At 31.2% G+C, this 16,904-nt stretch carries 16 protein-coding genes; 9 read left to right on the plus strand and 7 right to left on the minus strand.

Translation table 11 applies throughout. From position 1 onward, the window contains the following. The first annotated feature begins 2 nt into the window (after positions 1-2). Both ACTTBE_RS00325 and ACTTBE_RS00330 read left to right on the plus strand, forming a co-directional pair. Positions 3-1,235 (plus strand): cytochrome-c peroxidase, encoded by a 1,233-nt coding sequence (locus ACTTBE_RS00325; protein WP_440676701.1) that lies wholly within the window; start codon positions 3-5, stop codon positions 1,233-1,235. Positions 1,236-1,266: 31 nt separating this feature from the next. Continuing rightward, positions 1,267-2,349 (plus strand): Gfo/Idh/MocA family protein, encoded by a 1,083-nt coding sequence (locus ACTTBE_RS00330; RefSeq protein WP_440676702.1) that lies wholly within the window; start codon positions 1,267-1,269, stop codon positions 2,347-2,349. Here ACTTBE_RS00330 and ACTTBE_RS00335 read toward each other — a convergent pair. The 5 genes from ACTTBE_RS00335 to ACTTBE_RS00355 are packed head-to-tail and all read right to left on the minus strand — an operon-like array spanning position 2,342 to position 7,063. Then, a complete protein-coding gene (locus ACTTBE_RS00335; RefSeq protein WP_440676703.1) occupies positions 2,342-3,265 on the minus strand; it encodes an NAD(P)-dependent oxidoreductase in 924 nt (307 codons plus the stop codon). The genes ACTTBE_RS00330 and ACTTBE_RS00335 overlap by 8 nt on opposite strands. Positions 3,266-3,302: 37 nt before the next feature. Next, the gene (locus ACTTBE_RS00340; protein ID WP_440676704.1) at positions 3,303-4,223 is read right to left on the minus strand and encodes a DMT family transporter; all 921 of its coding nucleotides are present in this window, start codon (positions 4,221-4,223) and stop codon (positions 3,303-3,305) included. 11 nt (positions 4,224-4,234) lie between these two features. Next, the gene (locus tag ACTTBE_RS00345) at positions 4,235-5,218 is read right to left on the minus strand and encodes a phytanoyl-CoA dioxygenase family protein (protein WP_440676705.1); all 984 of its coding nucleotides are present in this window, start codon (positions 5,216-5,218) and stop codon (positions 4,235-4,237) included. Between the two features lie 31 nt (positions 5,219-5,249). Then, positions 5,250-6,119, minus strand: coding sequence for a 2OG-Fe(II) oxygenase (locus ACTTBE_RS00350; protein ID WP_440676706.1), 870 nt, complete (start codon positions 6,117-6,119; stop codon positions 5,250-5,252). Then, complete coding sequence (locus ACTTBE_RS00355) at positions 6,119-7,063, minus strand: ketopantoate reductase family protein (protein ID WP_440676707.1); 945 nt, start codon at positions 7,061-7,063, stop codon at positions 6,119-6,121. Before ACTTBE_RS00355 ends, ACTTBE_RS00350 begins: the two co-directional genes overlap by 1 nt. An 87-nt stretch (positions 7,064-7,150) precedes the next feature. On the opposite strand from ACTTBE_RS00355, the gene ACTTBE_RS00360 reads away from it, so the two are divergent. The 3 genes from ACTTBE_RS00360 to ACTTBE_RS00370 are packed head-to-tail and all read left to right on the plus strand — an operon-like array spanning position 7,151 to position 9,388. Then, a complete protein-coding gene (locus tag ACTTBE_RS00360; RefSeq protein ID WP_440676708.1) occupies positions 7,151-8,128 on the plus strand; it encodes a DUF1907 domain-containing protein in 978 nt (325 codons plus the stop codon). A 28-nt stretch (positions 8,129-8,156) separates the two neighbouring features. Beyond that, positions 8,157-8,573, plus strand: a complete 417-nt coding sequence (locus ACTTBE_RS00365; protein ID WP_440676709.1) for a hypothetical protein — start codon at positions 8,157-8,159, stop codon at positions 8,571-8,573. Next, positions 8,573-9,388 (plus strand): 3-methyl-2-oxobutanoate hydroxymethyltransferase, encoded by an 816-nt coding sequence (locus tag ACTTBE_RS00370; protein WP_440676710.1) that lies wholly within the window; start codon positions 8,573-8,575, stop codon positions 9,386-9,388. Before ACTTBE_RS00365 ends, ACTTBE_RS00370 begins: the two co-directional genes overlap by 1 nt. On the opposite strand, the gene ACTTBE_RS00375 is transcribed toward ACTTBE_RS00370, so the two are convergent. Together ACTTBE_RS00375 and ACTTBE_RS00380 are read right to left on the minus strand one after the other, a co-directional pair. Next, positions 9,385-10,179 (minus strand): HpcH/HpaI aldolase family protein, encoded by a 795-nt coding sequence (locus ACTTBE_RS00375; protein ID WP_440676711.1) that lies wholly within the window; start codon positions 10,177-10,179, stop codon positions 9,385-9,387. The genes ACTTBE_RS00370 and ACTTBE_RS00375 overlap by 4 nt on opposite strands. Before the next feature lie 2 nt (positions 10,180-10,181). Further along, on the minus strand, positions 10,182-11,624 hold the full coding sequence (locus tag ACTTBE_RS00380; RefSeq protein WP_440676712.1) for an NAD-dependent succinate-semialdehyde dehydrogenase: 1,443 nt from the start codon (positions 11,622-11,624) through the stop codon (positions 10,182-10,184). A gap of 94 nt (positions 11,625-11,718) precedes the next feature. Between ACTTBE_RS00380 and iolD the strand changes: the two genes are divergently transcribed. From iolD to ACTTBE_RS00400, 4 genes are all read left to right on the plus strand, one after another. After that, positions 11,719-13,563 (plus strand): 3D-(3,5/4)-trihydroxycyclohexane-1,2-dione acylhydrolase (decyclizing), encoded by a 1,845-nt coding sequence (gene iolD, locus ACTTBE_RS00385; protein ID WP_440676713.1) that lies wholly within the window; start codon positions 11,719-11,721, stop codon positions 13,561-13,563. A 6-nt stretch (positions 13,564-13,569) separates the two neighbouring features. After that, positions 13,570-14,727, plus strand: coding sequence for a Gfo/Idh/MocA family protein (locus ACTTBE_RS00390; protein ID WP_440676714.1), 1,158 nt, complete (start codon positions 13,570-13,572; stop codon positions 14,725-14,727). Between the two features lie 11 nt (positions 14,728-14,738). Next, positions 14,739-15,761: an NAD(P)-dependent oxidoreductase gene (locus tag ACTTBE_RS00395; protein ID WP_440676715.1), complete on the plus strand. Its 1,023-nt coding sequence runs from the start codon at positions 14,739-14,741 to the stop codon at positions 15,759-15,761. 113 nt (positions 15,762-15,874) lie between these two features. Continuing rightward, positions 15,875-16,900, plus strand: coding sequence for a sugar ABC transporter substrate-binding protein (locus tag ACTTBE_RS00400; protein ID WP_440614572.1), 1,026 nt, complete (start codon positions 15,875-15,877; stop codon positions 16,898-16,900). Positions 16,901-16,904: the final 4 nt, after the last annotated feature.

The raw sequence follows: 16,904 nt of genomic DNA on the forward strand, positions 1-16,904 counted from the left end.
ATATGGAAAAGGTTAAAATAGGAAGACTTTTATTTCATGATAAAATTTTATCTGCCAATCGTAATATTGCTTGTGCAACTTGTCATAGCCATGATCTAGGAGGGTCTGATGGACTCTCATTAGGAATTGGTGAAGGTGGACATGGTATTGGATTAGAAAGAACAGCTGGATCAGGAGATGATAAAATTAAAAAACGTATTCCAAGAAATGCTTTAGCATTATGGAATTTAGGATTTAAAGATATTACCACATTACTTCACGATGGTAGAGTGACTAAATCTGATATATTTGGAAATGGTTTTAATACCCCAGCACAAGAACTGCTTCCTAAAGGTCTTGATAATATAGTAGCGGTACAAGCTTTATTTCCAATGACAAGACAATTTGAAATGGCTGGAAATCCAGGTGAAAATGAAATTATAGGACTTGTTTCAAAAGTTGGTAAAGACAGTATGAGAATTGATAGAGTTTGGCCAGTAATTGCTCATAGAATAAGAGGAGTTCCAGAATATGTTGAAATGTTTAAACATGCTTTCGATGATGTGGATAATGCTTTAGACATAAATATTACGCATATAGTAAACTCAATTGCAGCTTTTGAAATTCATGAATGGACATCCTTTGACTCTCCATTTGATGAATATTTAAACGGAAATAAATCAGCTTTAAAACAAAATCAGATTGCAGGTATGAATTTATTCTATGGCAAAGCTAATTGTAGCTCATGTCATTCAGGGTCTTTATTGTCTGATCAAAAATTTCACTCAATAGGTATTCCACAATTTGGACCAGGCAGAACCAGACCATTTGATCCTTATGCACGTGATGTTGGAAGAATGGTTGAAACAGATGATGTGGATGACATGTATAAATTTAAAACACCCGCTCTAAGAAATGTTTCTTTAACAGCACCTTATGGTCATAATGGTGCTTATCCAACACTTAAGGGTATAATTAAACATCATTTAAATCCAGTAGCTATGAATAAAAATTGGAAACCTCAATATGCAAATTTACCAAAGGCTCCATGGTTAGAGCAAATAGATTTTGTAACTTTTTCTGACAAAAGAGAACAGGATAGAATTATTTCAAGTATAGACATCAAGCCAATAGATTTAAGTGAAAAAGAAATTGATCAATTAGTATCTTTTTTACAATCTCTAACTGGAAAAAGTGGAAATCAAAGACCGCTCGGTAAACCAGAAAAAGTACCAAGTGGATTAACAATTGATTAAATTTATTTAATTAAACTGATAGATAATAAATATGGAAAAAATTAAATATGGAATAATTGGAGCTGGCACAATGGCTCGAGAACATATTCTAAATTTATCTCTAATAGATGAAGCTGAAGTGGTTGCTCTTTCAGATCCTCACGAAGAGTCTTTGAAACAGTGCCAAGAATTACTTAAATCAGAAGTTGTTTGCTTTAAAAATCATCAAGATTTGATTAAAGAAAATTTAGTCGATGTATATATAATCTCATCTCCTAATTTTACTCATATTCAAATTTTAAAAGATGTAATTCAAACTAAGAAACACATATTGGTTGAAAAACCTTTGTGTACTAAGACAAAAGATTGTTTAGAAATAGAAAAACTTACTAAAGATTACCCATCAGTACTTTGGACTGCTATGGAATATAGGTACATGCCTCCTGTTTCAAAATTTATTAAAGAAATTCACAACAAAACAATTGGTGATCTAAAAACATTAACAATAAGAGAGCACAGATTTCCTTTCCTAAAAAAAGTAAATGACTGGAATAGATTTGAAAAAAATACCGGAGGAACTTTAGTTGAAAAGTGTTGTCATTTTTTTGATTTGATGCGTTTTATTGTTAAGAGTGAGCCCATAAGTGTTTATGCAAGTGGGGGACAAGATGTAAATCATTTAGATGAGGTATATGATGGGAAAAAACCAGATATTATTGATAATGCTTACGTAATTGTTAATTTTGAGAACGGCTCAAGAAGTATGCTTGAGCTTTGTATGTTTGCTGAAAATTCTGAAATGCAAGAAGTGTTAACCGCAACAGGAAATATTGGTAAAATTGAAACTTCAGTCCCCTCAAACGAGTCTGGGAAAACTACTTCTGATGTAAGAATTGGTATGAGAGATGGAAAAATTAAACAAGAAAGTATTAGTGTAGATCCAAAAATACTTGAAGCAGGACATCATCATGGTTCAACTTATTATGAACATTTAGCCTTTATAAATGCAGTAAAAAATAAATTAAAGCCAGAGGTATCTTTGAAAGATGGATTAATTGCAGTTGCTGTTGGAGAAGCTGCTGAGACATCAATTAAACTTGGAAGAGTAGTAAAGCTAAACGAGATAATTACTTAAAAAAATCTATCGCCTTTTTAACTATAAAATTACTAACTCTTATATTTGACTCTGTTGTCACACCTGAAATATGAGGAGTTAAAATACAATTCATTTCAGATGTTATTCTTTCGTATAAATTTTTTTTAATAGGTTCATTTTCAAACACATCTAATGCAAATCCTGAAATTAGATTTTGATCATAAGCATCTATAAGATCATTCTCATTTACAACACTACCTCTAGAAGTATTAATTATTATTGGCTGTTTTTGCATTTTAGAGAATGAAGACTTGTTGATTAAATTTTTAGTCTCTTCTGTTAATGGTAAGTGTAAAGAAATAATATCTGCATTTTTAAATACATCTTCTAATGAAGATAATTTATAATTTTTTTCATTATCATCTAATTTTTTAATGTAAGGGTCGTAAGCCAAAACATTTAGACCATTTTTCAAACTATAGTCCGCAACCTTTCTGCCGATGGTACCAAAACCCACTATTCCAATAGACTTTCCATTTATTTCAGAGGATTTAATAGTTGTTCTAGGCCAATCACCTTTGATTGTTCCATGATGAAACATAGGAATTTTTTTTATCAAAGACATCGAGGATGAAATCACATACTCAGCTACAGAGTCTGCATTCATGCCAGTTGCAGGTTGGACATGAATATTTTTGGTTTTACAAAATTCAGTATCAATATTATCTAAACCAACACCCAGTCTTCCTATAAATTTTAATTTATTAGCGTTAGTTAAAATATCTTTATTTACTTGAGTTTTATTTCTGACAATTAAACCATCATAATCTTTAATAATTTCTTTAAGCTCATCCTTTTTTTCCCAAAGCTTTTCATCAAATTTGATTTCAAAACTACTGTTTAGATCGTTCAAACTGCCTTGGTTAATAAACTCTGTTATTAAGATTTTAGCCATACTTATTTATATATATTTTTAACTTAAATTGAATAACTTACTTTTTTATTGAAATTGTTGTTGGTCTTATTGAATTTGAAACAATATTTCTAGAAAGTTTTATCTCTCTTAAAACAATATAAATTCCAGCACCAATTATAAAAACATTTCCTAAATAAATATTCCAAGTAGGGATTTCATTAAAAATATAAAAACCGACCAATGCACCAATTAATAATTGAACATATTGTGTATTTGCAAATATTGAAGCAGGAAGATGACGAGCCGAGTTTATAATAAAAATCATTCCCATTCCTCTTAATAAACCTGCATTAAAATTTAAAAAAAAATCTGTTTTAGTCATTGGAATATAAATCTCAAATGTAATCACACCAGAAATTACAATTAAAATTAACTTCCCAATTATTAAAAAAGAATACACACTCTCTGATTGACCATATTTTTTAACCAATAAATGACCTACAGACCCAAAAATTGGTATCAACAATGCTAATAACACATAATTATTTATTTCTTTTCCAAAAGGATTAATTGCAATTATCGTTCCAATAAAACCAACTAATATTGCCGTATACCTTCTCCAACTTACTTTTTCTTTTAAAAAAATTACAGATCCAATTGTTAATACAAAGGGTGTAAAGAAGATGATGCTATACATAGTTGTCAGTGGAAGTTTATTTATACAAAGAAAAAATAATCCCATTGAAATTATTAAAGTTATTGCTCTAACTAAATGTACAAAAAAGTTTTTAGTCTTAATTTTTTTCCAGGAATTTCTAACTTGTGTGTAAAGTAAAATTGGCAGTAATGCAGATAAAGAATTAATAAATATTATTTGTGTTACATGATAATAATTTGTCAATTCTTTTGCTATAGAATCCATAATAACAAATAAAGAATAGCCAAGAATTGCTAAAAAAAAGTCTACCGAGTAGACACGGGTAGTTACTGAGTTCATTTATTAATTTTTTATAATAATTTTGAAAGATCTCTTTTACTATTCTTAAACGTTGGCAAAGGATATTTAAAGGCATATTTACGTGGAATGCATTTTTCTTTTGCTTTTTCCCAAAGAGCTAACCATTGTTTAAAATTCTGAATTTTGAGATTTTTTTTGTTTTTACTTCTTACATAGAAATTTGGAAGTGGATCTCTTCCAGAAGGTTGGCCGGCAACGTTATATCTAAGGTCTGCACTTATTCTAAAATCATTTGATCTGTTAGGCAGAGAACAATGAATTGAATGTTTGTGTAAAAGAATTACATCCCCAACATTTGCCTCTAAGTGAATATGTTCCATTTTATCTAGTAATTTGCTGTCTTTAATTTCTACTTGGCCCCTATAACCAGCAATATGATTTAATAATCCCATTTTATTAATTTTCTTAACAGTAATCATGCACCCATTTTTTTTTGTAGTTTTTGTAAAAGGTATCCATACAGTAACCATGTCCGTTAATTTTTGTCCTTTAGTATTAAGAACAGCAGCATCCTGATGCCAAGGTGTTCTTCCACTTAAACCATCTAAAATTGACCCTTTTGGTAATTTTTTTTCAGGTTGTTTAATTCTAGTATTTTGTACTGGATTAGACATAATTTCTTTTCCTAAAATTTTTTCAACAACATCTAAAATATTTTTATTTGTGATTAAATTCCATAAAGACTGAGTAGCAAAATAATCGCTATCTTTCTTGACATGATCTCTTGGCAATCTAGTATTAAAATATTGATCTAAATCATCAATTTTTAATTTTGATATATAAGAATATTTTTTTTTAAAATCTAAATTAAGAACTTTTTTTACATCCTTTTTTTTCGCAAATTTTTGGATTAAGCAATCCATTACAAATTCCATGTCATTAAGGATTGGCTTTAAATCTCTTTGATAGTTAAGAACATTTTTTACTCTCAAATATCCTTGTTCGAATAATTTCTTTTGTAGATTATTTGCCATTACTAGAACCTAGTAGAGTTTATTAACAATATCAATTCTTAGGAGCAGTTGTTAAATAATTTGCATCATGAAAAGAAGTTAACATTTTTTTCTTAGTATTGATGATGTGTGGATAGTAAGCTGTTCCTTTAAAATTCCAAATAACCGGTTTATTGAGCGCATAACTTCCATAAATAAAAAATCTTTTTGGACAGTTTTTTTCTATAAAACGCTTAACTCCATGATAAGAATTTGGTGTTGATTGAAAAAATACCACAGTTCCTTTCTTTGGAGTAAATGCTTTTACTATTTCTAATTCACTCATTTTTGGAAATCGTCTGAAACTTTTTCTTAAATTTTTCTTTGATTTTTTTCTATAAATTGTAAGTGATCCTCCATTTTTTTTTGGAATATCTGTTAGATAAATTAAGAAATTATACAATCTCGTAATATCATCTCTATGAGGACGTAATCTGTATCCTCCTTTAGAGACCGAAAAATCAATATCTAAATTAACTTTTGGGTTAGTGTAATTGTTTCCTAATAGTTTTTTTAACTCGCTCGAATTTAATTTCTTTTTAATAGTAAATTTCTTTTGATTAAATATTTTTGGTTTGTGAGTATTTGTCCAAGATCCATCTTTAAAATTTTTAGAAAAAAGAGTTTCAATTTTTTTATAAAATGCTTTGCTATTAAAAAGTTTGAAGAGTTTTGCAGAATTATTTGAAGATTTAATATAGTTATTAAAATTTTTTGAGCCTTTGTTAATTCTGCTTCGACCACCCATTATCATGTCGTCAAAAGCTTTAGATTTACTAATTTCATCAATTAATAAATTGCACATATTTTTCTCAACGACTTTATCTCCAACTAGTACAGGAAAATTACTTTTAATTTTTTTTAATCGATTAATTTTAAGCATTAACTATACATACCTTCTTTAACTTTGATCATTTTATACATCAGGTCATTTAAAGGTGTTTTTACTCCATGTTTTTTTCCAATTTTAGAAACAGCACCACTTATAAAATCAATTTCTGTTTTTCTTTTGTATTGAACATCAAAAGCCATTGAAGATTTGTTAGTTTGCATAGAATCTACAATTTTATTGAACATAAATAGACACTCATCTTCAGAAACATTAACTCCATCAGCAAGTGCTACTTCTCTTGTCTCTAAAATGATTTCTTTACCAAGCCCTCTTGAAACATCATTAGCCTTATTATTTATGTAAAGATCGGTGTGATGTAGATCAAATATAGCTGAAAGAGGACCAATTGCTGTTAGAGCAAAAAGCTTCATCCATTTTCTTTTTTTAACATCTTCAGCTGCAATCATTTCTAAATTATGTGCAGTAAAAGTATCAGCTATTTCTGTAATTCTTTCTGTTATCCCTCCTTCATATTCACCAATCCATGAAGGCAATGCGCCATGGTTCATTATATGACCTGGTCCTAAAATATTTGAAGCTTGTGTTGTTGTTCCACCGATTACTTTTTCATTTCCAACGATACTTTGAATTATTGCTTCATGACCAATTCCATTTTGAAAAGACATGAAAACTGTTTTTTCACCAATAATATTTTTAATGCTATTTAGTGCTGGTTCTAATGCAGTTGCTTTACACATAACAATCACCGCATCCATTTTATCTAACGATGACGGATCTGAAGTAGCATTAACTTTAATTATACGATCACCACCGTGACCATCCATTTTCAAACCATCTTTATTAATTGCATCTACGTGCTCTTTCCAAACGTCAATTAAAGTTACATTTAAACCTTTTTCAGCTATCAATCCTCCAAATAGGCAGCCCATAGCACCTGCACCTAATACGGCTACTTTCAAATCTTTATTTATCATCGTTACCTTTTTTAAATTATTTATGTATAGAAATTATATATATTATCTATAGACAATATGCAAAATAAATTATAGCTTATTAACATCATGCAATTAAAAATAGAAAAAGGAACTTTCACAAATCATTCACTTGAAGATATAGCGAGTGCATTAAAAAAAGGACTTTCAGAAAATTATAAAAATGTTGGAGTAGAAGTTGTAGATTGTCCCAATCTTCGTGAATGGGATTGTCCATCTGAAGGAATAAGCGGTAACCAAAAAATCATTGATGTTGGTGGTGAACCATACATGCATGATCCTAATTTTATCGGTGCTGAATTTGATTACCAAGAAATTTCTAAAATGATTGGATCAGAAAAATCCTATGCTTTAGGTGCTGGATCTGGTGCAATGTCGTGTTTGGATGGTCACTGTGGAGAATTAGTAATTAATGAAAATTTAATTACTGACGAGTCTAGATCTATAATTGCAAGAGTAAGTCCTAATAAAAAATGTATTGTTGAAAAATATAGTGCAAGAAAACACGGTGGACTTGGAAATATTTATTATACCGATGGTAAACAAGGAAAAGTAATTAAAATAAAAATCAAAGGAAGATCAGGTGATCAAGGTTCGCTTCCACAAGCAATGAGGTCTTCATTATCAAATAATTTAAATCTTAAAGAAAATGAACATGTTGCTATCGCAGGTGTGTTTAGAATTTTAGAAGGAAAAGTAAGATCGCATGTTCAACCAGATTATAAAGATATTAAACATGAATACTATGATCCAAAACAAATGAAGTGTGTAAAAGATTTTCTTCAATTTTATGAACCTGTTGGTCCAAAATTGCAGTGTTATACAGTACTTTGGACTGGAGATCCTACAGGAGGAGAATTAAATTTAAGAGAGTCTGGTGAACATACACATTTTCATTCTTATGAACATGATAAAGATGCTGGTCATTACCATTTTGATGTAACACCAGATGAAATAGAATATGAAGGATATTTTAATACAGCTTCAGAAGTGCATAGAGTGAATAATATTTATAAAGAACTACTAAGTAAAAATAGTATTGAATAGAAAACTTAATAAGTTTAAGTTTATTTAAATGAAAAGACAGTTTAAGTATCCAAAACATTTTGAAGAAGATAAAAAAATTCCAAAACTTACACAAAAAAGAATTAAATTAGCTGAAATTTCACTTGGAGATTTTGAGGGAAGGTTAGCAAATGAGTTATTAAATTGGTTTTCTTTAACACCTCAACACTGGATTATGCTGCACATGGTAATGCTTGCTTATTATAAAAATAAATCCATTACTAAAAATGAACTGTTAAGAGTTATAGAGAAATCTTATTTAACATCGAATGTCTATATTGATACGGCTATAAAGAAAGGATACTTTAGAATTATCAGAAACGAAAAAGATAAAAGATCAATTTTTATTTTACCATCAGTTATTACTATTAAAACATTCGAAGGATTTATAGATAGAAGAGATATTCTCTATAAAGATGTTAAATAATGAAGAATGTATATACATGGGCTGCAAAACCAGCCAATAGATCAACCACAGTAGGTGATTTAAAAGCAGCCAAAGGTAAAAGAAAATTTACTCAAGTTACTGTAAATACTGTTGATGAAGCATCAGCTGCAGAAAAAGCTGGTTTTGACATGATTATTGCTAATGCTAAAAATGTTATTCCAGTTAGGGAAGGGTCAAAAAATCTTTTTTTAACCGCAGCTTTAGTTTTGAATGAATATGTTACAGCGGATGACATTATGCGTGCAGCATTTAAAGCTTTAGAAAATGGTGCAGATGCCGTGATGACACCACGAAGTATGGACATAGTAGAAATGTTAGCAAAGGAAGATGTACCTGTGATGGGTCACTTAGGATTAGTTCCAAGAAAATCAACTTGGATAGGTGGACTTCGAGCAGTTGGTAAAACAGCAAATGAAGCTTATGAGTTATTTCAAAAATTTAAAAGATTAGAAGATGCAGGAGCTTTTTCTGCTGAGTGTGAAGTGATACCTGAAAACGTAATGGGAGAAATTTCTAAACGAACAGATATTGTAACTGTCTCTTTAGGATCAGGAAGAAACGCAGATGTGATGTATTTATTTATGGAAGATATTTGTGGTGATACCGAAAATCCACCAAGACATTCTAAAGCTTATGGAAACTTATTAAAACTTAGAAATGAAATTAAAACTGAAAGAGTCAAAGCTCTTAAAGCATTTAAAAAAGATTCTATGGCTGGAAAGTTTCCAGGTAAAAAACAATCTTCTAATTTAGATAAAAATCAGTTTGAAGAATTTTTAAATCAACTTGATTAATAAGTAGCGTCGTCGTCTTTTTTAGACAAAGAACCTTTCATCTTATCAACAGTTGCTTTTGCACCAGCACTTAAAGCTCTTAAATCAGATGCTATCGTTACAAAATCAAAACCTTTTTCAATCATCTTCATTGCGTAGTCTGTTGTACCATTGTGAATTCCAGCAAAAATATTATTTTTCTTCGCATGTTCTAGAATTCTCAAAATTTCAGAATAAGCTTTTGTAGTTTCAGCTCGATCAAAGCCAGGCTTTTCTCCAATTGCTAAACTTAAGTCTGCAGGCCCAATATAAATACCATCAACACCTGGTGTAGACATTATCTCATCTAAATTTTTTAAAGACTCTTTAGTTTCTATCATTGCTAATTTAAGAATTTCTTCATTAGCGTGATCTGCATAATCTGCACCACCATAAATTAATCCTCTAACAGGACCAAAGCTTCTGTAACCATCAGGTGGGTACATACATGCTTGAACAAAATTTTCAGCTTCTTTTCTATTGCTTACCATTGGACAAACAATTCCATAACAACCAGCATCTAAAATTTTCATTATTTGTCCTGGCTCATTCCAATTAACTCTAGCAAGTGGAGTGACATCCGTTGTCGAAATTGTTTGAAGCATTGGAAGTGCATTACTGTAATCAACTAAACCATGCTGCATATCTATAGTTAATGAATCCCAGCCTTGATGTGCCATTGCTTCTGCAGATGCAGTACTTGGAATTGCGCACCAACCATTAATGACGGGTTTACCGTCTTTCATCATTTGTTTAATTTTATTTTTTCTCATTATTATACCTTTAATGCCATGTGAGTGTATTTAACGTTTAGATAATCTTTGATAGCCATTGATCCTCCTTCACGCCCATAACCAGTTTGTTTAATACCACCAAAAGGAGCTTCTGCTACAGCAACTGCACCAGTATTAACAGCAACGCAACCAGACTCTAACATTTCAGAACCTCTGTTGGCTTGATCCATGTTATTTGTATACAAATAACTGCATAAACCAAGGTCATTATTGTTTGCTCTTTCAATAACTTCATCAAATGTTTTAAACGTAAGAACGGGTACGAGAGGACCAAATGGCTCTTCTCTCATAATCGTAAAATCGTCTTTTACATTATCAAAAACAGTTGGCTCATAAAAATAACCTTTGTTAAAACCCGAAGGTCTTTTTCCTCCCATTAAAACATCGGCTCCCTCATTTTTTGTTGTCTCAACTAGTTTTTCAATTTCCTCTAATCTTTTTGCAGTTGTTAAAGGACCTAAGATAGTTCCTTCATCCATACCATTTCCAATTTTTAATTTCTTAGCTCTATCCATAAAAGCTCCAAGAAATTCATCTTTTTTATTTTCTTGGATATAAAATCTGTTTGGAGAGATACAAACTTGTCCATTGTTTCTGAATTTTGCAGTTATAGCAATATCTGCAACTTTATTCATATCAACATCATCACAAACTATGAACGGTGAATGACCACTAAGTTCCATTGTTACTCTTTGAACTTTATCTGCAGCTTTCTTTAATATTAATTTTCCAACTCTTGTTGAACCAGTAATTGATACTTTTTTAATAATATCAGATTCTAATAATTCATTAGAAATTTCTGCAGGATCACCAGATAATAAATTAACCACACCATCAGGAACTCCCGCTTCTTTACAAATATTAACTAATTCCATAACTGCACCAGGTGTAATTACATCTGGTTTACAAATTACAGAGCAACCTGCTGCTAATGCTGTTGAAATTTTTCTTGCAGCCAAAATAATTGGAAAGTTCCATGGTATTAAAGCAGCCACAACACCTACTGGCTGATAATAAACATGAACTCTTGTATCAGGAAATCTACTTTGTACTGTTTGACCGTAAATTCTTTTTGTTTCTTCAGCATTCCATTCAAATATATCTGCTCCTCCACCAACTTCTCCAACTCCTTCAGCAAGAGGTTTACCAACCTCAAGAGTTAACCATTTAGCAAGAACATCTTTTTTCTCTCTCATTAAATCTGCAATTTTTCTAATTACATATGATCTTTGCCATGGAGTAGTGTTACTCCAAACTTTAAGACCTTTCTCAGCTGACTTTAATGCTTTTTGTACATCCGCTGAAGATGCTTTTGATGCTTTTCCAATCACTTCCTCAGTTGCAGGGTTGATTACATCATATGTCTCTTTTTTTTCTGCTTCTTGCCATTTTCCATCAATGAATTGTCCAAATTTGCTATACATAATTTTTATTTTTTTAAGGTTTACTAAGTTGGGTTTTTTAATTTATAAATATAAATATATATAAACATTATACATAAAAAAAATAAACCCAATTATGAAAAAAATCACTCTTACTTGTGCACATGCAATCGTTAAATATTTAATTGCTCAAAAAATATTAATTAATGGCAAAAAAGAACCACTCTTTCCTGGTGTCTTTGGAATTTTTGGACATGGAAACGTAGCGTGTTTAGGTCAGGCACTTGAAGAAAATCAAAAAGAATTACCAACTTATAGAGGCCATCATGAGCAGAATATGGCTTTAACTGGAATAGGTTATGCCAGAGCAAAAAGAAGACAACAAATTTTTGTTGCTACTTCATCTGTTGGCCCAGGAGCAACCAATATGGTTACTGCAGCAGCAGTAGCGATGAGTAACAGATTGCCAATTTTATTTTTACCAGGTGATACTTATGCAAATAGAATGCCAGATCCAGTATTGCAACAAGTTGAACATTTTAACAATCCAAGTGTAACTGCAAACGATGCTTTCAAACCAGTTACAAGATATTTTGATCGTATCACTAGACCTGAACAAATAATTCAATCATTTCCAATAGCAGTTCAAACAATGTTAGATCCTGCTGACTGTGGCCCTGCTTGTATTGCTTTAAGCCAAGATATCCAAGGTCAAACTTTTGATTATCCAGAAGAATTTTTCCAAGAAAAAGTTCACACAATTAGACGACCTAGACCAGATGAATTTCAAATTAAAGAGGCAGCTGAAAAAATTAAATCTTCAAAAAATCCCATCATTATATCTGGAGGGGGAGTTTTTTATTCAGATGCAATGGAAGAGTTAAGTCAGTTTGCAATCAAACACAATATTCCAGTTACACAAACTGTAATGGGTTATTCAACAATGAAGAGAGATCATTCTCATTTTGCAGGTCAAATTGGAGGACTTGGTGGAAAAAATACAAACACATTAGCAAAACAAACTGATCTTGCTATTGCTGTAGGTACAAAACTTGCTGATTTTACAACAGGATCATGGGCAAACTTTGAAAATGAGAATTTCAAACTAGTTTCAATCAATGTATCAAGATTTGATGCTAATAAACATTTAGCTCAAGCTGTTGTTGGAGATGCAAAAGTTTCATTAACTGAACTTTCTCAAGCCTTAGGTGATTGGAAAGCAGGAGAAGATTGGAATAAGAAATCTCAAACAGAACTTAAGTCATGGAATGAACATATAGATAAAGAGAGCGCTCCAACTAATCAGGAAGTTCCAAGTTATGTTCAGGTAATTGGTGCTATTTATAGAAATTCTGATCCAACTGATATTGCAGTTACAGCTGCAGGAGGTTTGGTAGGTGAAGTAATCCAAGTATGGAGACCAAGAGAACTTAATACCCATGAAACAGAGTGGGGTTTTAGTTGTATGAGTTATGAAATATCTGGAGCATTAGGAATTAAGATGGCTAATCCAGATAAAGAGGTGATCTCATTTGTTGGCGATGGTTCTTATCTATTAAATAACACTGATATTTATTCGTCAGTAATTACAAAAAATAAATTGATCATAGTTGTTTGTGATAATGGAGGCTTTGCAGTTATAAACCGACTTCAATTATTCAAAGGTGGAAAAGAGTACAATAACTTATTGAAGAGCTCAAACACACCTGGCTTAGTTGATGTAGATTTTGCAAAACATGCAGAAAGTATGGGTGCAAAATCAGAACACGTTACTTCAATTTCAGATCTTGAAGCTGCGTTTAAAAGAGCTAAAGCATCTGATGTAACTTATGTTATTTCAATTAAAACTCATGCTTATAAATGGGTAGAAGGATCATCTTTTTGGGATAGCCCAACTTTAGAAATTCCAACTACTAAAGAAAATGAAGAAGCTTTAAAACTTTATAAAGAAGGAAGAAGCAAACAAAGACAAGGTATTTAATCCTTAATGAACAAAGTATTTAAAGTCGGCCTTATAGGATGTGGTCATATTTCAGAAACTTATTTTAGAGCTCAGGAGTATTTCAATAATATCAGAATTGTTAAATGCGCTGATATCAATATGGAAACAGCGAAGAAGTGTGCAATTCATTACAATATTGAAGCTGTAACTGTTGAAGAACTTCTTAAAGATAAAGAGATTGAAATAATATTAAACCTTACAATTCCTGGCGCACATTTTGAAGTTTCAAAAATGGCTTTAGAAAATGGTAAGCATTCTTATGCTGAAAAACCTATGGCTGTTAACTTTGAAGATGGAAAAAAATTAGTTGAACTTGCTAAAGAGAAAAATCTTTATATTGGAAATGCACCAGATACTTTTTTGGGTGGGGGCATTCAGAAAACTCGTGAACTCATTGATAACGGTGTAATTGGTGACATTAAATTAGGTAATGCTATTTTTGCTTTCCCTGGAGTGCAATCTTATCATCCAAACCCAGAACCTTGGTTTGCTGAAAATGAAGGGGGTCCCGTAATAGATATGGGTCCATATTATCTTACGGCATTAGTAAATTTAATTGGTCCAGCAAAACAAGTACAAGGAAGATGTACAAAAGTTTTTGAAGAAAGAGAAATTGGGATAGGTCCAAAAAAAGGTCAAAAATTTAAAGTAGAAACTCCAACAACTTATCTTGCAACTATACAATTTGAAAATGATTGCATTATACAGATAACTTTATCATTTGATGTAGTCGCTCATCAAAGAAACCACATAGAGCTATATGGTAACAAAGGATCAATTATTGTTCCTGATCCAAATATGTTTGGTGGATCAGCTTTTGTCTCAGTGACTGCTGGTGGTAATTGGGGTGAGCACAAAACAGATATGATGCCTTTAGGAAAAATTAACATTAAAAGTCAAAGCTCAAGAGCAAATGAATCTCCAACAAATGCAAATTATAGAGGAGCTGGTCTATCGGAGATGGCTTATGCAATTGAGCACAATTTAGAACATAGATGTAATGGTGAGCTTTCTTTGCATGTTTTAGATATCATAGACTCAACTATGAGAGCATCTCAAACAGGTATCCCGCAAGAAATAAAGACTACTTGCAAAAAACCTAAACCATTTACGTTAGAGGAAATAAAAAAAATTATGAATTAATTTTTTAATTTATGAAAAAATTAATTGTAATTTCAGATCCTTTCCCAAGAACTTTAGATCTAATTTTCACAAAAAAAAAACTAAAAGAACTTAAAACTAAATACACACTTATTGTAGCCCCAAGCAAAAACAAAAAAAAATTTTATGAAAGCAATATTCACAAAGCTTCATTTATAATGGGTCAACCCGATCTAGATAAAAAACTTTTATCAAAAGCAATTAAATTAAAAGCAATTATAAATGTTGAAAGTAATTTTATGAACAATGTTGATTATAAATATTGTCATAAAAGAGGTATTCATGTGATAGCTACTTCTCCTGTTTTTTCTAAACCTGTAGCTGAGATAGCATTAGGAATGACATTATCCCTATTAAGAAATATTCATGAAGCGCATTTCGATTTTCTAAAACGTAAAGAGAAATATGGCCTAGAAAGTAATCTTAAAGCATCAATGTTGTCAGGTAAAAAAATTGGTTTATTAGGGTTTGGTGATTTAGCAAAATCTCTTTATCCACTACTTTTACCATTTACAAAAGATATCTCTGTTTATGATCCATGGCTTCCAAAAAATGTGATCAAAAGATATGGATTTCAGCCGATCAATTTAAAAGATATGTTTTCAAAATGTGAGGTAATTTATGTTTTAGCAGCCGTGACAACTGAAAATAAAAATTTAATTGATAAAAAATTGTTAAACAGAATGAAGCCAAATACTCTATTTATTTTAATGAGTAGAGCAGCAGTTGTTAATTTTAAAGATTTAGTTACTAGATTAAAAAAAGGAGATATTTATGTAGCCACTGATGTATTTCCAGAAGAGCCTGTAAGAAAAAATGATCCTATAAGAAAAGTAAAAAATATTTTATTTTCAGCTCATAGAGCCGGTGCATTAAAGGAGGCTTTTTTTGACATGGGAAATATAGTTCTTAAAGATATGGATTTAATTTTAAAAAATCAAAAACCAAAATATTGTAAAAAAGCACAATTAAAAACAGTTGAATTGTTAAGCTCCAAACCTGTCAGTGTTAACTAAATTTAAAAATTATTTGTTTGACAATTTATTCAACTTTTAGTTGTGAGCGTTTTTTTTTGTTGCTAATCATTTCCAATTACATTTAACTCTTAATAAATAAAAGGGAGATATATATGAAAAAACTAACGTTAACTCTCGCTTCAATGATTTTAAGTGGTCTATTTTTTGTGACTACTTCAGCGAATGCTGCAATTGAAGCTTGTTTGATTACTAAGACGGATATCAATCCATTTTTCGTAAAAATGAAAGAAGGTGCTGAGGCTCGTGCTAATGAGTTAGGTGTAAAATTATCATTTTTTGCTGGAAAAATTGATGGTGACCATGAAACTCAAGTAAGAGCTGTTGAAACTTGTATAGCATCTGGTGCAAAAGGAATTTTAATTGCTGCATCTGATACTAAAGCAATAGTTCCAGTTTTAAAAAACGCACAAGATAACGGTCTATTAGTTATTGCGCTTGATACACCTTTAGAACCTATCACAGCTGCAGACTCTACTTTTGCTACTGATAACTTTGAAGCTGGTAGACTAGGCGGTGCTTGGGTTGCTGCAAAATTAGGAGCAAATGCTGCTAATGCAAAAATTGCAATGTTAGATCTTAATGAAAGTCAACCATCTGTTGGTGTTTTAAGAGACCAAGGTTTCTTAAACGGATTTGGTATTGATACTAAAGATGTTTCAAGATGGGGAGACGAAGATGATCCAAGAATCATTTGTAATGAAGTTACAAATGGTAACGAAGAAGGTGGAAGAACAGCAATGGAAAAATGTCTTCAGAAAGATAGAGACATTAATGTAGTTTATACAATTAACGAACCAGCAGCTGTTGGTGCTTATGAAGCTTTAAAAGCAGCGGGCAAAGCAGATGGAAGTGTATTAATTGCTTCTGTTGATGGTGGATGTCCAGGTGTAGCTGATGTTAAAAAAGGTATAATTGGAGCTACATCACAACAATATCCTCTTTTAATGGCTTCTTTAGGTGTTGAGGCTATTAAAGCTTGGGCAGAAAATGGAACTAAACCTGAGAACTCTCCAGGATTAAAGTTTTTTAATACTGGTGTAAATTTAGTTACAGATGATGCTGCAAGTGGTGTTCCTTCAATAAGTGTTAAAGAAGGAATGGACAGATGTTGGGGATAATCCA

The sequence above is a fragment of the Candidatus Pelagibacter sp. HIMB1587 genome, from assembly GCF_052047775.1.
Lineage (GTDB): Bacteria > Pseudomonadota > Alphaproteobacteria > Pelagibacterales > Pelagibacteraceae > Pelagibacter.